The organism is Duganella alba, from assembly GCF_009674495.1.
Taxonomy (GTDB): domain Bacteria; phylum Pseudomonadota; class Gammaproteobacteria; order Burkholderiales; family Burkholderiaceae_D; genus Rugamonas; species Rugamonas alba.
The window spans coordinates 1-23,338 of sequence record NZ_WKJN01000001.1 but is presented as its reverse complement, the minus strand read 5'-3'; the positions used below and the strand labels follow the sequence as shown (position 1 = coordinate 23,338).

The following is a 23,338-nucleotide window of genomic DNA, read 5'->3' as shown; positions in this document are numbered from 1 at the left end:
CAAGCGAGTTTCAAAAAAGGGAACCACGAATGAGAATTATTTTTATTATTCTTCTTAGAATCGACTGTGCAAGCCGATACGCAGCGCGCGGGGCGTGCCAGGGGAGATATTATTATCGTTGTAAGACGAAGCGTAGTAGCCCCGGTCGAACAGGTTTTCGACGCTGATTTGCAGGCGGTTGCGTGGATTGAGCTGGTAATACAGACTGGCGTCCAACCGCGCGTAACCGGGCAGCTGCACCAGATTGCTGGTGGAACTGAACATGCTGCTGCGTGCGATGACGCCCAGCGCGCCGTCCAGGCCCGGCGCCAGCGTGTGCGTGCTCCACAGGGAAAGCGACTGGCGCGGCACATACGGCATCTGCGCGCCCGCCTGCGACGTCGCCGACTGGGTGGCGGTCAGGCGCGAGCGCTGCCACGCATAGCCGGCGCTGAGTTTCCAGTCGCGCGTGATGCGGCTGGCCAGTTCCAGTTCCGCGCCCTGCCCGCGCTGGCCCTCGGCCAGCTGGTTCTCGCCTGCGTTGACCGCATCGGCGACCAGCACATTGGCGCGCCGCAGCTGGTAGACCGCGAGACTGGCCGACAGACGCTCGCCATCATCCCAGCGCGCGCCAATCTCCTGGTTGCGCACCACCTCCGGCGCCAGATCCTGATTGGCCACCGTCAGCGACGCCATCTGCTCGCCCACGCGCAGCGAGTAGGCCTTGCTGTAACTGGCGTAAAGCGACAACCGTTCCAGCGGACGATAGATGACGCCGAGGCGCGGCGACAGCGGACGGTCATGGCTGGCCAGTTGCAGGTTGTTGCGCAGGTCGCGGAAGGCGACATCCAGCCTTTCCGCGCGCAGTCCTGCCACCACCTGCCATTGCGGCGACAGCGTCACTTGATCCTGTAAATAAAGCCCGGCGTTTTCGGCCGTGCTGGCCGCCGCCATGTCGGTGGCCGACGGGCGGAAGCTGACCGGCAGGGTGAAGGTCGGCTGCGATACGGGCACCGAGACAAAGCGCACGTCCGTGCCCAGCGTGTCGAAATAGCCGGTGGTGCGGGCGCTGTCGGCGCGCTGGCGGCCCAGTTCCAGCCCGGCGCTCAGACGGTGCCGCACGCTGCCGGTGTTGACCGTGGCGTCCAGGCTGGCCTGGTAAAACAGGTTGCTGCGGTGGGTGGCGGTGCCGTAGCCCAGCATGCGCACGGTGGCGCTGTCGTCCATGCCGCCGGGGAAAACGTTCTGATAGTACTTGTCGTAGACGGCGTAATGCAGCTGGCTGCTGAATTGCAGCGCCGGCGCCAGTTGATGTTCCAGCCGCAGCGTCAGGCTGTCGATGTCTACGCCATTGTGGCTGTCCGCCGGATCACCGAAAAAGATCGATGGATCGCTGGCCACCGGCCGGCCGCCAAACGACGGCGCGCCACGATCGGTGCTGCGGCGATCGCGGAAATGCTCGTAGCTGGCTTGCACCAGGGTGCTCGCGCCGTCGCGCCATGCCAGCGCCGGACTGACGCCGTAGCGTTTCAGCCAGGCGCCGTTACGAAAGGAACCGGAATCCTCGTCGACGGCGTTGAGCCGCCATGCCAGTTGCGGATTCAGCGGCGCGCCAACGTCCACGCTGGCGCGCCGCTGCCGCCATGATCCCAGCAATACGTCGGCATCGCCGATGTCCCGCCATTGCGCCTGCTTGCTGACGCGATTGACGGCGCCGCCGGAACCGCCGCGTCCCAGCGCCATCGCGTTCGGGCCTTTCAGCACTTCGACCGTTTCGATGTTGTAGAAGTCGCGGAAGTACTGGACGTCGTCGCGCATGCCATTCAGGTAAAAGTCGGCGCTGGAGTTATAGCCGCGGAAGACGGCGTTGTCGCGATTGCCCTCGCCCAGGCTGGGACGCACGCCGGGCACGTAGGCCAGCAGGTCGTCCATGCTGAGCAGGTTGCGGTCGCGGATCTGGCTGGCCTCGACGATGGTCAGCGCCTGCGGCGTGTCGCGCAGCGCGGCGCCGCCCTTGACGGCAAAGCGGCTGACGGCGTCGTAAGGCGCTGCCGGTTCCGCACGGGCGACGATTTCGGGCAGGCGATCCAGCGCCTGCACTTCGGCTTCGCTCATCGGTGGCGCCGGCGTGGCGGATGCAACAGGTACGGCGGCGCGCAGCAGGTAGCTGCCGTCCGGCTGGCGCACGGCTTCCAGGCCGGTGCCGGCCAGTATGCGCGCCAGGTCGCGCTCCGGCGCCGACAGTTCGGCCAGGCCGGGGCTGTCGACGCCATGGGTCAGGCGGCCGTCGGCGGTCAGCAGCGCGCCGCTGGCCAGCGTCCAGGCGCGCAGTACCTGGTCCAGCGAACCGGCGGGAATGGTCGGCGCGGCCACCGCCAGCGATGGCAACAACGCCAGCAAAAACAGCTTCTTCATGGTCAGCGCGGCGTGACGGTCACCCACCACGACAGCGTGCGCTTGATGCGCACCGGCAGCGCGGCCTGCAGCATGTCCAGCGCCTGGTCGGTGTCGCCCAGCGGATAGCTGCCCACCAGCCGCAGGTCGGCCAGCGACGGATCGCAGGACAGGTGGCCATGGCGATAGCGCGACAGCTCGCCGAGGAAATCCTCCAGCCGCATCTGCGTGGCGATCAGCAGCTTGTGGGACCACGCGGTGCTGTCCTCGGAAGCCGGCATCATGGCGCCGGCCTGGCCATCCACGATGTCGACCTGCGCGCCGGCCGGCACCACGGCGCCGGCGCCGACTTCCACCGCGCCGTCGTACACGGCCAGGCGCGTGCCCTGCTCCATCATGCGCACCGAGAAGCGCGTGCCCAGCGCGCGCAGCCGCGCGCCGCGCGCCTCCACCACCAGCGGACGCGCCGGCACATGGTTGTCGGCGCCGCTGTGCAGCAGGATCTCGCCCCGGCGCAGCACGATCAGGCGCTGGCTGTCGTCGTAGGCCAGGTCGGCGGCGCTGTCGGTATTCAGCCAGGCCTGGGTACGGTCGGGCAGCGGCAGCAGCGCCACTGCGCCGACGGCGGTACGGTGCTGCGCGCCCAGCGCCGCCAGATAGCCGCCCTGCTCCTCGCGACGAACAACCAGTGCGCCCACGCCGCCGACGGCGCACAGCAGCAGCAAGGTTTTCAGCGCGCGGCGGCGGTTGCGCGGAGCGGCGGACAGCGCGGCGCGCAACGGGCCGCCGGGCAAGGCGTGGAGCTGGGTGTGGATGTGTTCAACGCGGCGCCAGGCTTCGCGGTGTTCGGGCGCGGCGTCCAGCCAGCGCTGCCAGGCCTGGCGCTCGGCGGGTTTGACGTCCGGCGCGCTGAGGGTGGCGAACCACTCCGCAGCCTGTTCCAGCACGTCGAAAGCGAGTGCGTTCGATTCAGGCGTCGCCATTACTGATTGCTGATCAACAGGCATTGCAGCATTGCCTGCGCCATGTATTTTTTCACCATGCGCTCGGATACCTGCAAGTGCTCGGCGATGGCGGCGTAGGTCAGGCCGTCGATCTGCGACAGCAGGAAGGCTTCACGCGCCTTGGACGACAGCTTGGCCAGCATGGCGTCCACCTGCATCAACGCTTCGAGGGTCAGCGCGCGTTCTTCCGGCGACGGCTCCAGCGCCGCATCCTGCAAGGCCAGCGCTTCCAGGTAGGCGCGTTCCAGCGTCAGGCGGCGCCAGTGATTGACCAGCAGGCCGCTGGCGATGGTGCTCAGGTAGGCGCGCGGTTCGCGCAGGGTTTCGACGGTGCCGGCGTCCAGCAGGCGCACGAACGTGTCGTGGGCGATGTCGGCGGCGCCATCACGGCAGCCCAGCTTGCGCCACAGCCAGTTGTGCAGCCAGCCGTGGTGGCTGCTGTACAGCGAGCCGACATCATCGGTGGTAGACGCAAGTGTGGTCACGGTGGGCACAATCGGTGGACAAGAAATGAGAATGATTCCCATTATTGCATAACTAAAGCTGCCTGCCAATCGCCTGCTTATGCTATTGATACCGTTTTAATAACTTTTAAATCGTATATCACATGCGTCTGGCGTTCGGCATCGCCATGCTCATGCTGTCCCTGTCCGCCCTGGCGGCGGCCGATTTCGACTTGAAGCTGGAACGCGGTCCGCACGCCGTCTACATGAACTGGAATCTGGTCGACAGCCTGGCGGAGATGTACGAGGCGGCGGGCGACAAGCCGCGCGCCGTCAAGAACTACCGGCGCTCGCTGGAACTAAACGCCGGCAACCAGAACGCGACCGAGCACCTGAAAGTGCTGGAGCCGCAGTCCTGAGTTTTACTTCATCACAGCCAGCTTCTGGCGCTTGGCGCCCTTGAAGGTGTAGATGGTCAGCACGCCGTCCTGCACGTCGCCACGGGCATCGAAGGAGATATTGCCGGTCACGCCCTTGTGCTTGATCTTGGCCAGCACCGGCAGATACTTCGCAGGGTCCGGCGAGCCGGCCTTCTGCATCGCGTCCACCATCGTCATCAGCGCGTCGTAGGCATACGGCGCGTAGGTCTGCACCTCGATGCCGTAGCGCTTCTTGTAGGCGGCGCGGAAGTCTTCCATGCCTTTTTCCTGCGCCGGTTCGACGCCGCCCGCTTCGGCGCAGATCACCTGGCCGTCGCTCATGCCGTCACCGGCCAGACGCGGCACCGAGTCCGAGCACATGCCGTCGCCGCCCATGAACTTGACCGGGAAGCCCAGTTGCTTCATCTGGCGCAGCATCGGCGCGGCCACCGCGTCCATGCCGCCGAAGAAGATCATGTCCGGCTTGCTGGCCTTGATGGCGGTCAGGATCGCCATCATGTCGGTGGCCTTGTCGTTGGTGTACTGCGTGGCGACGATGGTGGTGCCGCTGGCGGCGCCGGTGCGCTTGACGGTCTTGCTGAATTCATCGGCCAGGCCCTTGCCGTAGGACGTGCGGTCGTCCACCACGGCGATGCGCTTGACCTGCATGTTCTGCATCGCGTAACGCGCCAGGGCCGGGCCCAGTTGCTCGTCGTTGGCGATGTTGCGGAAGGTGGTGTTGTAGCGCTGGCGGGTGTACTGCGGCGAGCTGGCCGACGGCGTAATCTGCGGAATGCCGGCGTCGTAGTACATGCGCGAGGCCGGAATCGCCGTGCCCGAGGTCTCGTGACCGATCACGCCCTGCACCTTGGCGTCCACCAGCTTTTGCGCCACGGTGGTGGCCTGCTTCGGATCGCCGGCGTCGTCTTCCGCCTGCAGCACGATCTTGTATTTTTTACCACCGATGACGACGCCCTTGGCGTTCAGTTCATCGACCGCCATGCGCGCGCCGTTTTCATTGTCCTTGCCCAGGTGGGCGATCGGGCCGGAGGTGGCGGCCACGTGGCCGATCTTGATGATGTCTTCCGCCTGCGCGGAGGCGGCGCCCAGAGCGCCGACAAAGGCCAGGGCAAGCGCCTGGCAAACTGTTTTTGTTGTGAACTGCATAAAAATCCTCGTTGGTTAACAGCATTAGGATACCAGACCCATGCGCACGATTGCCAATACCCCCTTGCGCAAAGGGCTGATTAACGTAAGAATAAATCTTTCCTAAAGATAATCAAATATGGACATTTCCCGCCGCATCGCACGTTCCCGCCCATTGGCCACCACCGCCATGCATGGTCGTGTCGACGCCATGAAAGCGCGTGGCGAGGACGTCATCGATTTCTCCATCGCCATCTCGCACTTCCAGGCGCCGCCTGCGGTGCTGGACGCGGTGCGCGCGGGTCTTGAGTTGCCATCACTGCCCTACACCGCTGTCGGCGGCGACGCCGGCATCCGCGCCCGCCTCGCCGCCAAGGTGGTGAACGAGAACCGCATTCCCGCCACCCCGGCCGAGATCCTGGTCACCAACGGCTGCAAGCAGGCGTTGTACCAGGCGCTGTACGTGATGGCCGATCCGGGCGACGCGGTCATCATCTTCAAGCCGCATTGGCCGGCCTACGTGGCCACCTGCAAGCTGCTGGAACTGGAACCGGTGCTGGTCGACCTGCCGGCAGAAATCACCGAGGCGCTGCTGGACAACCTGCCGCCGGCGCGCATCCTGATCATCAACAATCCGCACAACCCGACCGGCGCGGTGTTGAGCGATGTAGAACTTGACCGCATCGCCGCCTGGCTGAAACGCACGGGCACCCTGGCCATCGTCGACGAAAGCTACGAGAAGCTGATCTTCGATGGCGTGCATGCCAGCCTGGCCGCGCGGCCGGACTGGCAGGACATCGGCATCGTTACCCTGTTCTCGGCGTCGCAAAGCTACGCCATGATGGGCTGGCGCGCCGGCTTCGCGGTGGCGCCGGCGCACGTGGTCGCCGCCATGGAAACCCTGCAAGGTCCGATCACCGCCGCCGCGCCGATGCTGATGCAGCTGGCCATGGCCGCCGCCTTCGAAAGCGGCGATGCGCACATCATGCTGGCCGACTACCGCCAGCGCCGCGACCTGGTGCTGGACCTGGTGCACGGCCTGCCGTGGCTGACCATGCAGAGGCCCGCCTCCGGTCCCTACCTGTGGGCCGACATCTCGCGCCTCACCATGGAAACGGTGAATTTCAGCGAACGACTGCTGGCCGACTGCGCGGTGGCCGTGATGCCGGGCGACGCGCTGGGCGTGCCCGGCCATATCCGCATCGGCTATATTTCAGACGGCGTGGCGACCTTGCGTCGCGGCGTGCAAGCCATCATCGGCTACGGCAACGCGCTTTACCGCGCCAACCGCAGCGCCGCCTGAGCGCCGCATGGCTTTCCTGCTCTTCCAGCTGAATAGTCTGCGCAGCCGTTTGATACTGCTGGTGATGCTGTCGATCGCACCCAGCGCCATCATGACCATCATTAACGGCGTGCGCGAACGCGCCCACGCAGTCGAGGTGGCGGAAGACAATCTGCAACGCCTGACCAACCTCGCCGCCGCCAACGAAGCGCAGTCGATCGCCGGCGCGCGCCAGCTGCTGCGCGACCTCGCCAGCGTGCCGGACCTGATGGGCGACGAGGAAGACTGCACCCGCCTGCTGGCCAACGTCCGCCGCCAGAATCCGGATTACGTCAACCTAGGTGTGATCCAGCTGAACGGCGACGTCACCTGCAACGCGGTACAGGCCAAAAACACCGTCAACCTGGCGGACCGCTCGCACTTCCGCCGCGCCGTGCACCTGAAGCGCTTTGTCGCCGGCGGCTACGTTTTCGGCCGCGTGATCCAGAGACACACCGTCAACCTCACCTATCCGGTGCTGGACGACGACGGCAAGGTCAAGGCGGTGGTGTTCGCCGCGCTCGACCTGGTCAACCTGGACCGCTTCGTGGCAGATATCCAGCTGCCGCCAGGTTCGCTGCTGCTGACGGCCGATTCCGAAGGCCTGATCATCTCGCGCAAGCCGAATCCTGAATCCTGGTTCGGCAAGCCGGTGTCACCGGAGATGCGCACAGCCATGGCGGGCGAACCGGGCAAGCCGGTGCTGCTGACCGGCCCCGATGGCGTCGAGCGCCTGCACCGCTTCGCCCGCGTCGGCAACAATGGCCTGTCCGACTACACCGTCACCATCGGCATTCCGGCCGACGCCATCACCGCCAGCGCGCGCCATGACCAGATGCTGGACTTCCTGGCGCTGTCCGCCACCATCGGCCTGGCGCTGCTGGCAGCGTGGTTCGTCGGCGACGTGCTGGTGCTGCGCCGCGTGAAGCGGCTGGCCACCACCGCCAACCGCATCGCCTCCGGCACGCTGGAGGCGCGCAGCGGCATCAGCTACGGCAAGGAGGAGATCAGCGAACTGGCGCGCGCGCTGGACGCCATGGCCGAATCATTGCAGGACAAGGAGCTTCAGCACCTGAAGGCCGAGAGCCAACTGCGCGAGGCGGACCGCCGCAAGGACGAATTCCTCGCCATGCTGGCGCACGAGCTGCGCAACCCGCTGGCGCCGATCAGCGCCGGCGCGCAACTGCTGCAAAGCGGCCATGCCAACGAAGCGGCTGTTCAGCGCACCGCCGGCATCATCGTGCGCCAGGTGCATCACATGACGCGGCTGGTCGACGACCTGCTGGACGTTTCGCGCGTCACGCGCGGGCTGGTGACGCTGACGCGCGTGCCGCTGGATGTGGCCCGCATCGTGGCAGACGCGGTGGAACAGGCGGAACCGCTGATCAGATCGCGCCAGCACCGCTTTGAGGTGGTGCTGCCGCCAGCGCCGCTGGTGGTGACGGGCGACCATAAGCGGCTGGTGCAGGTGCTGGTGAATGTGCTCAACAACGCCGCCAAGTACACACCGGCCGGCGGCGCCGTCAAGCTGACCGCGCGCGGCGAAGGCGGCAACGTCAAGCTGATTGTCAGCGACAACGGTATCGGCATGTCGCCGGAACTGCGCAGCCGCGTGTTCGAACTGTTTGCCCAGGCCGATCGCAACCCGGACCGCTCGCAGGGCGGCCTCGGACTCGGGCTGGCGCTGGTCAAGTCGTTGGTCGAGCTGCATGGCGGCGCGGTCGAAGTACAGAGCGCGGGAGAACAGCAAGGCAGCACCTTCACCATCGTCCTGCCACGCAACCAGCAACAGCAGCCGGTCGCGCAGGCGCCAGGCCATCCCACCTCGCCGGGCCGCAAGCTGCGCGTGCTGGTGGTGGACGACAACGTCGACGCCGCGCAGACGCTGCAACTGCTGCTGGAAGCAGGCGGCCACCAGGTGAGCGTCGCCCACACCGCCATCGACGCGCTGGAAATGGCGCAGGCCACCTCGCCGGAACTGTGCCTGCTCGACATCGGCCTGCCGGACATCAGCGGCTATGACCTGGCGCGCGGCCTGCGCTCGCTGCCGGCGACCGCGCAAGCGACGCTGGTGGCGGTGACCGGCTACGGCCGCCGCGAGGACCGCGAGCAGGCCGACAGCGCAGGATTCGATCACTACTTCGTCAAGCCGGTGGATGTGGACGCGCTGCTGGCGCTGATCGCCAGCCTACCCTAATGGAGCTTCATGAAACACCTGCTACTCAGCCTCGCCATCGCCGCCGCCCTGCCCGCCCATGCGCAGGAACAGGAACTGGAACTGGCGCGCATCGCCGCACAGCCGGCCGTCAAACAGGCGCTGGCCTACATCGAAAAGAACGAGCCGGCCACGCAGAAGACCATGTTGGCCATCAATGCCATCCCGGCGCCGACGTTTGCCGAAGCAGCGCGCGCCAGGGACTACGTTGAACGCCTGAAGTCCGCCGGCCTGGCCGACGTGCACATCGATGATGCAGGCAATGTACTTGGCCTCCATCGCGGCAGCGGCAAAGGCCCGTTGATCGTGCTGGCCGCGCACCTGGACACCGTCTATCCCGCCGCCACCGATCTCACCGTGCACGAGAAAGACGACCGCCTGTACGCGCCGGGCATCGCCGACAACGGCCGTTCGCTGGCCGCCATGCTGACCATCGCCCACGCCATGCGCGAGGCCAGGGTACAGACCGAAGGCGACGTCCTGTTCGTCGCCAACGTCGGTGAGGAAGGCCTGGGCGACCTGAAAGGCGTGAAATATCTGTTCAGCCAGCGCAAGGACATCAAGGCCTTCGTCGGCCTGGAGCCGGCGCTGGGCACGGATGGCGATCCGGTGACGTACATGGGCGCAGGCAGCCGCCGCTTCAAGGTCACCATCCATGGTCCCGGCGGCCATAGCTACGAAGGCTTCGGCCTGCCTTCGGCGGTCCACGCCGCCGGCCGCGTGATCGCGCGCATCGACGATGTGCGTGTGCCGTCGCAACCCAAGGTGACGTTCAATGTCGGCGTGATACAAGGCGGGCAATCGGTGAACAGCATCTCCGCCGAAGCCTCGATGCTGATCGATATCCGCTCGGCCGACGCGGCGCTGTTGACCAAGGTCGAGCAGCAGATCAAGGACGCCATCCAGCAAGGCGTGTCCGAGACCAACCAGCGCTGGAACAGCAAGGCCATCACCGCCGATATAGCGCTGATCGGCGACCGCCCGGCGGGCCAGATGCAGAAGGACGCGGTCATCGTCAAGACCGCGCTGGCGGCGGCCAAGGTGCAAGGCCGCCCGGCGCTGCTGGACGGTCCGCATTCGACCGACGCCAACCTGCCGATGAGCCTCGGCATTCCGGCCATCACCATGTCCGGTGGCGGCGACTCAGGCGGCTATCACTCTGAAAAGCTGGAGTGGTGGTCGGCGCGCAATGCGCATACCGGCCCACAGAATGTCATGCTGACCATCCTGGGCCTGGCTGGCGTTCAAGGGCTCGCCGCGCCGCTGGCAAGGTAGGAGCGTGGCCGCCGGCGTGGTGGCTGAGAACCAGCGCCGCGAGCGCCCGGCCACTGAGCCACGCGTCGCCCTCCTGCCCGCCGCACAGCCAGTCGCCGCATACGCCGGTCCGCACGGCGGGCAGCCACACGCATCCCTTCTCAGCTGGCGTCATGGCCGCTACTTGTTGCGCTGTCGCCGGCAGCAACGGCTCAAGCAAGGCAGCTGACTGCAACGCCGGCAATGCGAGTACCAAGACTGCATACTCATCAACGTCAACGCCCTCCTCCAGCGATGCCAGTCGCCAGTTTTCCTCGTACCAGATATCGCATACGGTAACGCCGCGCCGGACCGCGATGGCGCCGCCGCGCGCAAGGTCCGGGACGGGGTCGAACACCGTCACGCGGCAATGGTCGTTTTGCAGATGCCTGGCGCACGACAAGGCAGCAGCACCGCCGCCAATTACCGCCACTTTGAAAGGAATAACGTTCATGCACCAAGTATATCGGTGCTCTCGCCCGCATAACGCGTCAATGCCGGTTCAATTCCGGTTCATGCTAGCATGCTGGAATGGAGGATCGTTAAAATGGATCAGAAGCTCGTCAAGGGATATCGCAGCGGTGTCGCAGCGCGCCTTGCAGGACTGCCGGTGGAGACGCTGCGCGTGTGGGAACGGCGCTATGGCGTGTCCGATACCGGACGCTCGCCGCAGGGTCAACGGCTGTATTCGGCCGAACAGGTGCATCGCCTGGGGTTGCTGAAACGCGTGGTGGACCAGGGACATGCCATCGGCACTGTGGCGACCATGGGTGTTGAGGAACTGGCGGCGCTGGCCGGTGTACTGCCATCCGCAGGCATGCAGCCGTTGAAGCTGGCGGTGGTCGGTTCGGCGCTGGCGCAGCGGCTCAACGCAGCGCGCACTACGCCACTGCTCGACATCATCCGCGTCAGCCCGCAACTGAGCGACGCGGCAACGACGCTCAACGGCATCCATGCCGATGTGCTGCTGATCGAAGCGCCCGAGATGACCGCCGACGCCCTGCCGCAGATACAGGCTTTGCGGCGCGCGGTGACGGCCAAGGCGGCGGTGGTGCTGTACCGCTTCTGCGACAGCGCCACCGTGCGGCGACTGCGCGAACACGGCTGCCTGGTGGCGCGCGCGCCGTCGGACGCGGCGGAAGTGGCGGTACTGTGCAACACCGCGCTGACCGGCGCCGCGCTGCCGCCGGCGCCGCCGTCCGAGCCCGCAACACCGCGCCGCCTGAGCGACGAGGAACTGGCGACGCTGGCCGCCGCTTCGACCAGCATCAACTGCGAATGCCCGCGCCATCTGGCGGACATCCTGATGATGCTGTCGAGCTTTGAGCGCTACAGCGCCCAATGCGCCAACCGCAACGCGACCGACGCCGCCATGCACGAAGACCTGGCCCGCAGCGCAGGCCACGCCCGCATGCTGATGGAAGATGCACTTGAACGACTGGCCTACGCGGAGGGATTGCCCATGCCGGCCAGATGACCTGGGAAGCAATGAGACTGAAACTGATACTGGGCGACCAGCTGAATCATCAACACAGCTGGTTCGCCCGCCCGAGCGCCGACGAACTGTTCGTCATGATGGAAGTGCGGCAGGAAACCGACTACGTGCTGCATCACGCGCAAAAGATCATCGCCATCTTCGCCGCCATGCGCGACTTTGCCCGCCGCCTGCGCCAGGCCGGCCACCGCGTGCATTACCTTGCCATCGACGATGCGGACAACCGCCAGTCGATCACCGCCAATCTGGACTACCTGCTTGCCCACCATGCGGCCACGGAACTTCGCTGGCAGGCGCCGGACGAATGGCGGCTGGACCGGCAGTTGGCCGACTACGCCGCCGCCCTGCCGATCGCCGCCGCGATGGACGACACCGAGCATTTCTACACCGCGCGCGACGAAGCGGCCCACATCTTCGAAGGCCGCGACCACTGGCTGATGGAGCACTTCTACCGCCGCATGCGCAGCAAGCACGGCGTGCTGGTCTCGGACACCGGCAAGCCGGCCGGCGGCCAGTGGAACTTCGATCACGACAACCGCGAGGCCTGGCAAGGCATTCCGTGGGAGCCGGCCGACCTGCGCGGACGCCACGACCACAGCGTACTGTGGCAGACCATCCAGGCCTCGGGCGCAAAAAGCTTTGGCGAGCCGAATGCCGGCGACTTCGCCTGGCCGCTGAACCACGAGGAAGCGCTGGAACAGCTGGAACGCTTTGTTGAACTGGCTTTGCCCCATTTCGGCCGCTTCCAGGATGCGATGAGCGTCAAGGCCTGGCGGCTGTTCCACTCGCTGTTGTCGTTCGCGATGAACGTCAAGCTGCTGTCGCCACGCACGGTGATCGACCGCGTGCAAAACGCGTGGCGCGACGGCGCCGTGCCGGTGGCGTCGGCCGAAGGCTACATCCGCCAGATCCTCGGCTGGCGCGAATATGTGCGCGGCGTGTACTGGCATCGCATGCCAGGCTACGACAAGCTGAACGCCTTCGGCCACGACACGCCGCTGCCGTGGTGGTTCTGGGACGGCAAGACGCGCATGCGCTGCGTGGCTGCCGCCATCGGCCAGTCACTGGAGCACGCGCACTCGCACCACATCAACCGCCTGATGGTGATCGGGAACTTCGCCCTGCTGGCCGGGCTGTCGCCGGAAGAGCTGCATCGCTGGTATCTGGGGATTTACATCGACGCCTTCGAATGGGTGGAGCTGCCCAACACGCTGGGCATGAGCCAGTTTGCGGACGGCGGCCTGCTCGCCACCAAGCCTTATGTCTCCAGCGCGGCCTATATCGACCGCATGAGCGATTACTGCAAGGGCTGTCATTACGATAAAAAAGCGCGGCTCGGCGAGCGCGCCTGTCCATACAACGCCTTGTACTGGGATTTTTTCGACCGCAATCGGGACAAGCTGGCTGGGAACCAGCGGCTCGGCATGGTCTACCAGCAGCTGCGCCGCATGGATGACGGCGCGCTGGCCGCGTTGCGCGAACGCGCGGCCGACCTGCGCGCCAGGGTGGCGGAGCTTTAGGTGCTGCCGCGCTGAATCAGCTCGAAGCCGGTGTTGACGACGCGCTCCGCAGGCGCCGATGTCGCACCGGCGGACAAACGGTCCAGCAAGGCCTGCGCCGACAACGCGCCGATGCGGGCGCCGTCCACCTTGACGGTGGACAGCGGCGGATTGGTATACTCGGAAAAATTCAGATCGCCGAAGCCCATGATCGCCAGATCCTGCGGCACGCGCAGGCCACGGCTTTGCGCTTCAATCAGCACACCGTGCGCCAGCGTGTCCGAGCTGCAGAAGATCGCATCCAGTTCCGGATGCTCATCCAGCAGCTTGACCGCGCCTAATCGCCCTTGCGGCAAGGCGCCCGGCGCCTGCACCACGTGCGACGCGATCACGCTCACCCCATGCTTGGCCAGCGACACCTGGAAGCCCTGTGTGCGCTGGCCCGCGCGCGGGTCGTTCGCGGTCAGCATGGCGAAGCGCCGATAGCCCTGCTTCAGCAGATGCTGGGCGCAGGTGTGGCCCACTTCTTCGTGCGAAAAACCGATCGCCATGTCGATCGGATGCGGCGTCAGATCCCACGCCTCTACCACCGGCGTGCCGATTTGCCGCAGGCGCTGGCGCGTGCTGTCGGTGTGCAGCGCGCCGGTCAGGATTACGCCGTCCGGACGGCGGCTCAGGATCGTCTCGACCAGGATCTCTTCGCGCCAGGTTTCGTAGCCGACAATCCCCAGCAACAGCTGATAGCCGGCCGCCGTCAGACGGTCGGTTGCGCCCTGCACCATGTCGGCAAACGTTTGCGTCGAGATGGTCGGCAACACCAGCGCCACCAGCTTGCTGCGGCTGGAGGCGAGCCCTCCGGCCAGCATGTTTTTCACATAGCCGGTGCGCTTGACGGCCTCCTGCACCTTGGCCAAGGTCGCCGGCTTCACCAGGTGCGGCTCGTTCAATGCGCGCGATACCGTGATCGGCGAGACGCCCGCCGCCTTGGCGACATCGATCAATGTGACGGGGGTGGCAGGCATCGTTTCTTTCGTAATGTTGATAGCGTAATCATTCTATCCAATTGACATCCCGCTCACAACTACCTACACTCCAAAATGATTGCGCAACCATAAGCCATAAAAACGAAGGAGACACCTTGAATACGCATCGTTACCGCGGCGCCGGTTTGACCCTGGCCGCCCTGCTGCCGCTCTTCGCGCTCGCCGCCGAACGCCAGTCCATCAACGACGGCTGGCGTTTCCAGCGCGGCGATCCGCAAGGCTACGCAGCCCGGTTGCAATACGATGTGCGGCCAGAAATCAAGCAAAGCGCCGACGGCAAGGTGGCCGACGCCCGTCCCGACGAGGCGGAAAAAGTCCAGCGCTCGGCCGAGGGACTGCTCAAGCCATGGATACTCCCGAGCGGTAACCCCTTGGTGGCGAATCCGGCCCAGCGCGCGCAACGCCCCGCCGCCGATCCCACCGTCTCCCCGCCGCTGCTGCGCGCCGACTTCGACGAACACGATTGGCGCGCGGTGACGCTGCCGCACGACTGGGCCATCGAAGGGCCCTTCCTCGCCACCGGTCCATACGGCGGCATGGGACGGCTGCAAACCTGGGGGGCGGCCTGGTATCGCAAGAAGCTGGACATTCCGGCGCGCGACAAGGGCAAGTCCATCTTCCTCGACATCGACGGCGCCATGTCGCACGCCAGCGTATGGCTCAACGGCCGCCTGGTGGGCGGCTGGCCTTACGGCTACAACTCCTTTCGCCTCGACCTGACGCCATACGCCACGCCGGGCAGCGTGAACCAGTTGGCGATCCGCCTCGATAATCCGGCCGAATCCGCACGCTGGTATCCGGGCGCGGGCCTGTACCGCAATGTGTGGCTGACGGTCGCAGATCCTGTGCATGTGGCGCATTGGGGAACGGTGGTGCGCACGCCGCAGGTGTCGCGCGAAGCGGCGCAGGTGGCACTGGCGGTCACCGTCGACAACGATGGCAAGGACGCGGCCACGCTGGACGTCAGCACGCAGCTGTACGCATTGGACGACAACGGCAAGCGCACCGGCGCCGCAGTCGCCACCCTGCCGGCACAGCGCGTGAGCGTGGATGCGCGCGGCAGCGCCACCGTCAACGCATCCGCGCGCGTCGCACAACCGCGCCTGTGGGGACCGCTGCCGCAACAACGGCCGAACCGCTACCTCGCCGTCACCACTGTCAGCCGCAACGGCAAGGTGGTGGACAGCCAGGAGACGCCGTTCGGCATCCGCTCGCTGCGCTTCGATGCGAACGAAGGCCTGTTCGTCAACGGCGAGAAGATCATGATCAATGGCGTCAACAACCACCACGACCTGGGCGCGCTGGGCGCCGCCTTCAACGTGCGCGCCGCCGAACGCCAGTTGCAGATCCTGCAGGAGATGGGGGCCAACGCCGTACGCATGAGTCACAACCCGCCCTCGCCGGAACTGCTGGAACTGACCGACCGCATGGGCATCCTGGTGATGGACGAGGTGTTCGACTCGTGGGAACGCAAGAAGACGCCGCTGGACTTCCATCTGATTTTTCCCGACTGGCACGAGCAGGACTTGCGCGCCATGCTGCGGCGCGACCGCAACCACCCGTCGATCATCATGTGGAGCGTGGGGAACGAGGTCGGCGAGCAGTACACCGGCGACGCCGGCGCGGCCATCGGCCGCAAGCTGGTGAGCATCGCCCACGAAGAAGATCCCACGCGGCCGGTCACCGGCGCCATGAACTACGCCAAGGCCGACATGCCCTTGCCAGCCACGGTCGACGTCATCAGCCTGAATTACCAGGGTGCCGGCATCCGCAGCCTGCCCGGCCAGTTCCCCAATTTCCACCAGCGGTTCCCGGACAAGATGATCCTGTCGACCGAAAGCGCGTCGGCGTTGAGCAGCCGTGGCGAATACCAGTTCCCGGTGCCGGGCGTGATCAGCGCGCCGGTGCGGCCTGGCGCGGGCGGCGATCCGAAACGCCAGCAGGTGAGCGCCTATGAATTGTTCGCCGCCGATTTCGGCAGCTCGGCCGACCGTTCGTGGGCGGCGCAGGACCAGAACCCTTATGTGGCTGGCGAATTTGTGTGGACCGGCTTCGACTACCTTGGCGAGCCAACGCCCTACTACGGCGCGCGCAGTTCCTACTCCGGCATCGTCGACCTGGCCGGCTTCCCGAAAGACCGCTACTACCTGTACCAGTCGCGCTGGCGTCCTGACCTGCCGATCGCACATCTGCTGCCGCATTGGACCTGGCCGGAACGCGTCGGCGAAGTCACGCCGGTGCACCTGTTCACTTCCGGCGACGAGGCCGAGCTGTTCGTCAACGGCAAGTCGCAGGGACGGCGCAAGAAGGCGCCGTATGAATACCGCCTGCGCTGGGACTACGTGGTCTACGAGCCGGGAGAAATCAGCGTGGTCGCCTACAAGGACGGCAAGGAGTGGGCGCGCTCCTCGGTGAAAACCGCGCAGGCGCCGGCCGTACTGGAAGCGAAGGCCGACCGCAGCACCATCGCCGCCGACGGCCAGGATCTGTCCTTCATCACCGTGCGCGTGACCGACGCCGGCGGCACCACCGCGCCACGCGCCGACCAGCGCATCCGCTTCACGGTCGAAGGTCCGGGCGAGCTGGTAGCGACCGACAACGGTGATCCGACCAATCTCGAATCCTTCAAATCACCGGAGCGCGCGGCGTTCAATGGCCTGGTGCTGGCCATCGTCCGCGCCAGGCCGGGACAACGCGGCGCCATCACGGTGCGCGCCAGTGCGGAAGGTCTGCGCGGCACGGAGGTACAATTGCGCAGCAAATAAAAAACAGGGGAATCGATGAAGAATGCCATGTTTGCCGCGTCAACGCTGACGGTACTGATCATGCTGGCCGCACCCGTACCGCCGGCCGGCGCGCAACCGGAACCGCGCACCGAGCTGTCACGCCGGACCTGGACGCCGGACAACGGCAACGGCACCTTCACCAATCCCCTGTTCTACGACGAATTCTCCGATCCCGACATCATCCGGGTGAACGACTGGTTCTACCTCACCGGCACCACCATGCACGCGATGCCCGGCCTGCCTGTGCTGCGCTCCAGGGACCTGGTCAACTGGGAGTTCCTCGGCTACGCCGCCGAACGGCTGGACTTCGGCCCGGCCTACCGGCTGGAGGACGGCAAGAACATCTACGGCCAGGGCATCTGGGCGCCGAGCCTGCGCTTCCGCAACGGGGTGTTCTACATCTTCAGCAATGTGAATGGACGCGGCACGCAGATCTACTCCGCCATCAATCCGCGCGGCCCCTGGACGCATTGGGAGATGAAGCGCAGCCTGCACGACCTGTCGGTGCTGTTCGATGACGACGGCAAGGCTTACGCGGTGTGGGGCCATCAGGACATGCACATCGCCCAGCTCACCGACGACCTGCTCGACATCGTGCCGGACACGGAGCATGTGCTGTTCTCAAAAATCGACGGCATGGGCGAAGGTGCGCATATTTACAAAATCGGCGGCCGTTACTACATCCTGAGCGCGAATTACGCCGGCGGCTTCCGCATGCCGGCGGCGCGCGCCAGTTCCATCTTCGGGCCGTATGAAGTCAACCAGGCGATCAGCAAGGACGAAGGCTTCGGCATGGTGGGCGGCTACCGGCTGAAGAACAAGCAGTATCCGTTCGAGGTGACGCCGCCGAATCCCGCCTCGCCCGACGCCACCGCCATGCACCAGGGCGGCATCGTGCTGACCGAGGCAGGCGAATGGTGGGGCTTCTCTATGATGGACTATAACTCGGTCGGCCGCCTGCTCAGTCTTGCGCCGGTGACGTGGCAGGACGGCTGGCCGTATTTCGGCCTGCCCGGCAACCTGGGACGCAATCCGCGCACCTGGGTCAAACCGCGCGCCGCCGAAGCGCAGCAGGTCAAAACGCCGTTCGTACGCAGCGACGACTTTGCCGAGCCTGTGCTGAAGCCGATCTGGCAGTGGAACCATGCGCCGGTGGACGATAAGTGGTCCTTGACGGAGCGGCCCGGCTTCCTGCGCCTGCACGCCTTGTCGGCAGCCTCGTTCTGGGAGGCGCGCAACACGCTGACCCAGCGCGCCATCGGGCCGGCATCGACGCCGACCGTGGCGCTGGACGCATCGCGCCTGCTGGAGAATGATGTCGCCGGCCTGGGGCTGCTCAACCTGCCCTACGCCACGCTGGGCGTCGAGAAGCAAGGCGGCAAGCTGTCGCTGGTGTTGTTCGATCAGGCGCGCAATCAAGCAACGCGCGTCGCCATTGATACCGCCAAAGTGTGGCTGCGTGCCGACTGCGACTTCCTGACCGAGAAGGCGCGCTTCAGCTATTCGCTTGACGGCCAGCGCTTCCAGGGCATCGGCGACGAGTTCACCATGATCTTCCAGCTGACCACCTTCCAGGGCGTGCGCTACGCACTGTTCGCCTACAACACCGGCAACCAGAATGGCGGCATGGCGGATTTCGCCAGCATCGACATCGTCCAGCCCAATCCGCGCGGCCTGATGCGGCCCATTCCTTACGGCCAGCAGATCCGCCTCGGCGCCAGCGCCGGCCTGCAGACGCCGACCACCGTGCTCGATATGGGCTACGGCCGCATCGCCCTGCAAGCCGGCCCGAGTTACGTGACCGTGGCGCCGGACGGCAGCGTCTCGTTCCAGCAGGTGCGCCCCGGCGTCGCCCAAAACTTCCAGTGGATGGAGACGCCGACCGGCGAACTGCTGTTGATGTCCCTGGCGACCAACCGCTTCCTGCGCATCGATCCGCAAAGCGGCGCCGTCAAGGCCGACAGTCCCGGCCCGGCGCCGGATGGCAAGGACGGCGTGCGCTTCACCTGGACGCTGGTTAAATAGCCGCCGGCTCCAGCGGTGCGGTGGCAAGCTGCAGATCGGCCAGCGTGGCCGGCTTGGTCAGGTGCAGATTGAAGTCGGCCGCGTAGGCGCGCTCCACGTCTTCTTTCTGGCCGTAGCCGGTCAGCGCCACCAGCCGCAGCGGCGTGCCCGCCAGTTGGCGGCGCATGGCGCCAGCCAGCGTGTAGCCGTCCATGTCCGGCAGACCGATATCGAGAATGGCGACGTCGGGCGTCTGCTGGCGCAAGGCTTCCAGCGCGGCGGCGCCGGTGTGGGCGACGCGGACCTGGTGGCCCATCAGCTCCAGCAGCGCCGAGCCGGTGGCGGCGGCGTCGATATTGTCGTCCACCAGCAGCACGCGCAGACCGCCCGCACCGGCGTGTCCCGGCAGCGATGGCGCGACGGCGGGTGGCGTCACCAGCGGCAGCGTCACGGTGAAGTGGCTGCCCTGCCCCGCGCCGGCGCTGGCGGCCGTGACCTGGCCGCCGTGCAGTTCAACGATCTTGCGCACGATCGCCAGGCCCAGTCCAAGGCCGCCGGTGCGCCGCGCCAGCGATTGCGGCGCCTGCTGGAAAGGTTCAAACACGCGCGCCAGCAGCTCTTCGCTCATGCCGATGCCGTTGTCGATGACTTCCAGCCGCGCGTGGGTAGCGTCCTTGGACAGCCGCACCTCGGTGGCGCTACTGCCGAAACGCGCGGCGTTGGACAGCAGGTTGTTGAGCACCTGCGTCAGGCGGCTGTCGTCGCCGTCCACCCATACCGCCTCCGGCGCCGACAAGGTCAGCGGCTGATCGGGCTCCGCGGCCACGGCATGCCGCACCACCTCGGCCAGATTGACCGCTTGCGCGTCGATGCGGAATTTTCCGGACGTGATGCGCGAGACATCCAGCAAATCATCCACCAGCCGGCGCAGATGGTTGACCTGACGCCGCATCATGGTGCGTTCCTTGCGGCTGGCCTGCTCGTCGCGGCGGTCCAGCAGGTCCAGCGAGGTGACGATGGGACTGAGGGGATTGCGCAATTCGTGCCCCAGCACCGCCAGGAATTCATCCTTGGCGCGGCCGGCCTGGTTGGCTTCGTCCAGCGCCTGGTTGAGCGAATCGAGCAGCAGCTTGCGCTCGCGCTCCTGCGCGGCGCGCTGGCGGTCGGCCTGCTCCAGGCCCTTGCCGATGTCGGCGATTTCGCGGATGGACGATGGCGCCAGCACCAGCGGCGCGCCGGTGCCCAGCGCGGCGGCGCCCTGCTGCAGGGCCTTGATCGCCGCCACCAGGCGCCGCGACAGCAGCGACGCCAGGCCAATACACAGCAGCAGCGACACCAGGATGCCGGCGCCGTACACGCCCAGGCTCTGGAACACGGCGTGATGCTGCTCGGCCGGCCGCCCGACCACCGCCGCCCAGCCGTAATGCGACAAGGTGGTGTAGGCGGTGGCCATGTCCTGCCCTTCGCGCGTGCGCGCCAGGCCGGTGCCTTCGGCGCCGGTGGCGCGCATCAGCTCCGCCAGCGACGGGCTCGGCGGCAGGCCCACGGTGCGGTCCTGGTTTTGCGAGCGGGCCACCACGGCCAGCGCGCTGTCGCGGATGGTGGTCACCGAGCCGCCCGGCACTTGCTGACGCTCGATCAGCCGCAGCATGCGGTCCGGGCGGATCACCGCCGTCAGCGTGTACAGTTTGCCGTCCGCCGCCATCACCGGCACGCGTACCGGGAAGGCGGAACGCCCGCCGGCGCCACGGGCGATGCGTCCGGCGATGGGGCGGCGTGTGGTCAACGCTTCCTGCAGGCTGGCGGGATCGGCGACCGGCGCGGGCGGCGCGCCGTATGCATCCATTGTGCGCAGCAGGATTTTGCCGGTGTGGTCGGTCAGGATCACGCCCAGCCAGTCCGGCTGGGCCTTGGCCAAGGCGCGGGCGGCATCGTAAAAGCCGCGCAGGTCGCCGTCATCCAGGGCCGGCGCATGGCCAAGGCTGGTCAGGGTGGAGACGACCCCATCCAGTTCGGCATCGGCGGCGCTGGCAACCGCGCGCGCCAGATCCAGCATCAGGCGCTCCTGGTCGCGCTGCTGGTAGTCGCTGACGGTGTGGATGCTCCACGCGCCCAGCAGCGCCAGCGGCAGCAATCCGATCGCGGTCAGCATGATCAGCAAGTACCGCAGAGAAAACATAAACCGGGGCCGAGTGGGCATAGATTCCAATAAATAAAAAGAGCCTGCGGTTTTTCGCAAGGCTCTGATTATATTGTCATTCTTGCTGAGTGACAGGAAAAACAATGCGGCCGGGGCCTTTCGCGCGTCGCCGAAAGACGACCCCGTCTACAATGGACCGCACAGGAGGAAACCATGAACGAACATTTGACCGCCCGCTACATCCCGCTTGCCACCGAACGCACCAAGGATGCGGTGAAAGACCTGATCCCGGGCGAACGCCGCAAGATCGACCTGATCAACCCGCTGGATGCCACCGATCGGCTGATTGCCGACATCTGGGTGGTGGAAGACAGCGACGGCGCGCATTTCACCTATCAGGACGGCCCGGTCGGCGGCGACGCTTACCTGGGCCCGGCCGATCAGGTGCGCATCGCCATCGAGGAAGCGCCCACCGAGGAGTAATTCTCCAGCGGCCGGACGCGCGCCGGCGGCGCCTCCCGGTCCTGCGCACCACGCCTTGCGCCATCGCAACGTCACAAATCGCGGATGACGTACAGTGGGTCGCCTGACATGGGAAACCTCCAACATGAATCCGGCGAATCTCTCCGGCCAGACGCGCGGCTCCGTCACCATCGAACTGGCGCTCACCCTGGCGTTCTTGTTCACCTTATTGACGTGCCTGGTGTTTGTCGGCGTGCTGCTCTACGACTATGAAATAGGGAAGAACGCCAGCGCCGATGCAGCACGCTATCTGTCTTCGGCCGAGGCCCGGGACATGCAAAACAGCGAAAAGGTCGGCCAGCATCTTGCCATCGCGCAGAAAATCGTCGACGACAAACTCAAGGAGCTGGTACTCGGCACGGTGGCGCCGTCGACCAGCATCGCCTGCAACGGCGCATCCTGCAGCGGCTTCTGGCTGCCGCAAACTGTCACCGTTACGGTACAGATATCGCTCCCCACCTCGTCCTTCCTGCCGATGACCAATGAGATGTTCGGCCCCCGCGTCGGCATGGTGGCCACGACCACATTGCCCTACGTCGGGATCTAATCTCGCTTGCCACGCGTTTGGGCTTCGAGAGGTTTTACAACAGGAACAATTTATTGCCTAAATAAATACTTGTATCAACCATATTGCTTTCATGCTACTCTTTCCTCAATAGTAATTTTCAGACAACTCGTCGCCCGGCGACACCGGCCGCAGACCGGTACTCGAAAAGCATGCAGCGATATGGATATCATTCCCCCCACACGGCCGGAAGCACCTGCAGCGCCCGGCGATGTCCAATACCAGATACGACGCCTGCTGGGCGAAGGCGGCTATGGCCAAGTCTATGAGGCGTGGGACAGCAAGCTGCAGCGCAGCGTCGCCCTGAAGCGCCTGCGCGCGCAAACCCCGTCCAACAGCCGCGATCGCCTACTGGACGAGGCGCGCGCCGCCGCCTCGCTCAAGCACACCGCCTTCGTCAAGATCTACGCCCTCGACGGCGACCAGCACACTCCCGCCATCATCATGGAACTGATCGAGGGCCGCAGTCTGGCGCAGCTGGGACCGCTGGCCGTCGACGACGCTCTCGACATCGCGCGCCAAATCGCCGAGGCGATGCTGGAGGCCCACCGCGCCCGACTCGTGCATGGCGATCTCAAGCCATCAAACTTGATGCTGGAGCCATCCGGCCAGGTACGGATACTGGACTTCGGCCTGGCGCGCCACATCGATCCGCTGGCCACGCAAAGCACGCTGTCGGACGAGTTGCAAGGCACGATCGCCTACCTGGCGCCGGAACGGCTGGCGGGAAACCCGGCCGCGCCGCCCAGCGACGTCTACGCGCTGGGCGTAGTGCTCTACCAGTTGCTGACGGGCCAGCGGCCATTCGCCGAACTGAACGGCATGGCGCTGGCAGCCGCCCACCTGCAGACCAGCTCGGAGCAGTGGCCCTACCCGCCGCACCTGCCAGCCGCCGTGACGGCGCTGGTGCAAGCGATGACGGCCACCAGCCTGGCCATGCGCCTGCCCAGCATGAACGCCGTCAGCGCCACCATCCGTACGCTGGGCGCCGACAGCAGCCTCACGGGCCGGCTCGGCGGCTGGGCCCTGCGCCTGCGCCGGCGGCTGCACCGCCAGCGCCGCGCATGGGC

At 66.1% G+C, this 23,338-nt stretch carries 18 protein-coding genes; 11 read left to right on the top strand and 7 right to left on the bottom strand.

Annotation, left to right across the window (positions count from 1 at the left end; translation table 11 throughout):
- Positions 1-54: 54 nt before the first annotated feature.
- From GJ695_RS00090 to GJ695_RS00080, 3 genes are read right to left on the bottom strand one after another with little or no spacing between them, the layout of a single operon-like run.
- Entirely contained in the window at positions 55-2,394 is a 2,340-nt protein-coding gene (locus GJ695_RS00090; RefSeq protein WP_154361606.1) for a TonB-dependent siderophore receptor, read from the bottom strand.
- 2 nt (positions 2,395-2,396) lie between these two features.
- On the bottom strand, positions 2,397-3,356 hold the full coding sequence (locus tag GJ695_RS00085) for a DUF4880 domain-containing protein (RefSeq protein ID WP_166454973.1): 960 nt from the start codon (positions 3,354-3,356) through the stop codon (positions 2,397-2,399).
- On the bottom strand, positions 3,356-3,862 hold the full coding sequence (locus tag GJ695_RS00080; protein WP_371866457.1) for a sigma-70 family RNA polymerase sigma factor: 507 nt from the start codon (positions 3,860-3,862) through the stop codon (positions 3,356-3,358). Before GJ695_RS00080 ends, GJ695_RS00085 begins: the two co-directional genes overlap by 1 nt.
- A gap of 122 nt (positions 3,863-3,984) precedes the next feature.
- Here GJ695_RS00080 and GJ695_RS00075 point away from each other — a divergent pair, with 122 nt between their 5' ends.
- On the top strand, positions 3,985-4,239 hold the full coding sequence (locus tag GJ695_RS00075; RefSeq protein WP_154361603.1) for a hypothetical protein: 255 nt from the start codon (positions 3,985-3,987) through the stop codon (positions 4,237-4,239).
- A gap of 3 nt (positions 4,240-4,242) precedes the next feature.
- Here GJ695_RS00075 and GJ695_RS00070 read toward each other — a convergent pair whose 3' ends face one another.
- Entirely contained in the window at positions 4,243-5,406 is a 1,164-nt protein-coding gene (locus GJ695_RS00070; protein WP_154361602.1) for a branched-chain amino acid ABC transporter substrate-binding protein, read from the bottom strand.
- Between the two features lie 118 nt (positions 5,407-5,524).
- Here GJ695_RS00070 and GJ695_RS00065 point away from each other — a divergent pair, with 118 nt between their 5' ends.
- The 3 genes from GJ695_RS00065 to GJ695_RS00055 are packed head-to-tail and all read left to right on the top strand — an operon-like array spanning position 5,525 to position 10,196.
- On the top strand, positions 5,525-6,688 hold the full coding sequence (locus tag GJ695_RS00065; RefSeq protein WP_154361601.1) for a pyridoxal phosphate-dependent aminotransferase: 1,164 nt from the start codon (positions 5,525-5,527) through the stop codon (positions 6,686-6,688).
- A gap of 7 nt (positions 6,689-6,695) precedes the next feature.
- On the top strand, positions 6,696-8,903 hold the full coding sequence (locus GJ695_RS00060) for a hybrid sensor histidine kinase/response regulator (protein WP_154361600.1): 2,208 nt from the start codon (positions 6,696-6,698) through the stop codon (positions 8,901-8,903).
- 9 nt (positions 8,904-8,912) lie between these two features.
- Entirely contained in the window at positions 8,913-10,196 is a 1,284-nt protein-coding gene (locus tag GJ695_RS00055; protein WP_154361599.1) for a M20/M25/M40 family metallo-hydrolase, read from the top strand.
- Here GJ695_RS00055 and GJ695_RS00050 read toward each other — a convergent pair.
- Positions 10,135-10,668 (bottom strand): NAD(P)-binding protein, encoded by a 534-nt coding sequence (locus tag GJ695_RS00050; protein ID WP_154361598.1) that lies wholly within the window; start codon positions 10,666-10,668, stop codon positions 10,135-10,137. The genes GJ695_RS00055 and GJ695_RS00050 overlap by 62 nt on opposite strands.
- Positions 10,669-10,761: 93 nt before the next feature.
- Between GJ695_RS00050 and GJ695_RS00045 the strand changes: the two genes are divergently transcribed.
- Complete coding sequence (locus GJ695_RS00045) at positions 10,762-11,691, top strand: MerR family transcriptional regulator (RefSeq protein ID WP_154361597.1); 930 nt, start codon at positions 10,762-10,764, stop codon at positions 11,689-11,691.
- Positions 11,688-13,229, top strand: coding sequence for a cryptochrome/photolyase family protein (locus GJ695_RS00040; protein ID WP_154361596.1), 1,542 nt, complete (start codon positions 11,688-11,690; stop codon positions 13,227-13,229). Before GJ695_RS00045 ends, GJ695_RS00040 begins: the two co-directional genes overlap by 4 nt.
- On the opposite strand, the gene GJ695_RS00035 is transcribed toward GJ695_RS00040, so the two are convergent.
- Complete coding sequence (locus GJ695_RS00035) at positions 13,226-14,230, bottom strand: LacI family DNA-binding transcriptional regulator (RefSeq protein ID WP_154361595.1); 1,005 nt, start codon at positions 14,228-14,230, stop codon at positions 13,226-13,228. The two genes, GJ695_RS00040 and GJ695_RS00035, sit on opposite strands and share 4 nt — an antisense overlap.
- A 116-nt stretch (positions 14,231-14,346) precedes the next feature.
- On the opposite strand from GJ695_RS00035, the gene galB reads away from it, so the two are divergent.
- Positions 14,347-17,016, top strand: a complete 2,670-nt coding sequence (galB, locus tag GJ695_RS00030) for a beta-galactosidase GalB (protein ID WP_154361594.1) — start codon at positions 14,347-14,349, stop codon at positions 17,014-17,016.
- A gap of 15 nt (positions 17,017-17,031) precedes the next feature.
- Complete coding sequence (locus GJ695_RS00025; protein ID WP_208023334.1) at positions 17,032-19,062, top strand: glycoside hydrolase family 43 protein; 2,031 nt, start codon at positions 17,032-17,034, stop codon at positions 19,060-19,062.
- On the opposite strand, the gene GJ695_RS00020 is transcribed toward GJ695_RS00025, so the two are convergent.
- Positions 19,055-21,193, bottom strand: a complete 2,139-nt coding sequence (locus tag GJ695_RS00020) for a hybrid sensor histidine kinase/response regulator (RefSeq protein ID WP_229260251.1) — start codon at positions 21,191-21,193, stop codon at positions 19,055-19,057. The genes GJ695_RS00025 and GJ695_RS00020 overlap by 8 nt on opposite strands.
- 201 nt (positions 21,194-21,394) lie before the next feature.
- Between GJ695_RS00020 and GJ695_RS00015 the strand changes: the two genes are divergently transcribed.
- The 3 genes from GJ695_RS00015 to GJ695_RS00005 form a co-directional block, all read left to right on the top strand.
- Entirely contained in the window at positions 21,395-21,664 is a 270-nt protein-coding gene (locus GJ695_RS00015; RefSeq protein ID WP_154361592.1) for a hypothetical protein, read from the top strand.
- A 124-nt stretch (positions 21,665-21,788) separates the two neighbouring features.
- Positions 21,789-22,250, top strand: a complete 462-nt coding sequence (locus GJ695_RS00010) for a TadE/TadG family type IV pilus assembly protein (protein WP_154361591.1) — start codon at positions 21,789-21,791, stop codon at positions 22,248-22,250.
- Between the two features lie 180 nt (positions 22,251-22,430).
- The coding region (locus GJ695_RS00005; protein WP_154361590.1) for a serine/threonine-protein kinase at positions 22,431-23,338 on the top strand (908 nt) is incomplete at its 3' end.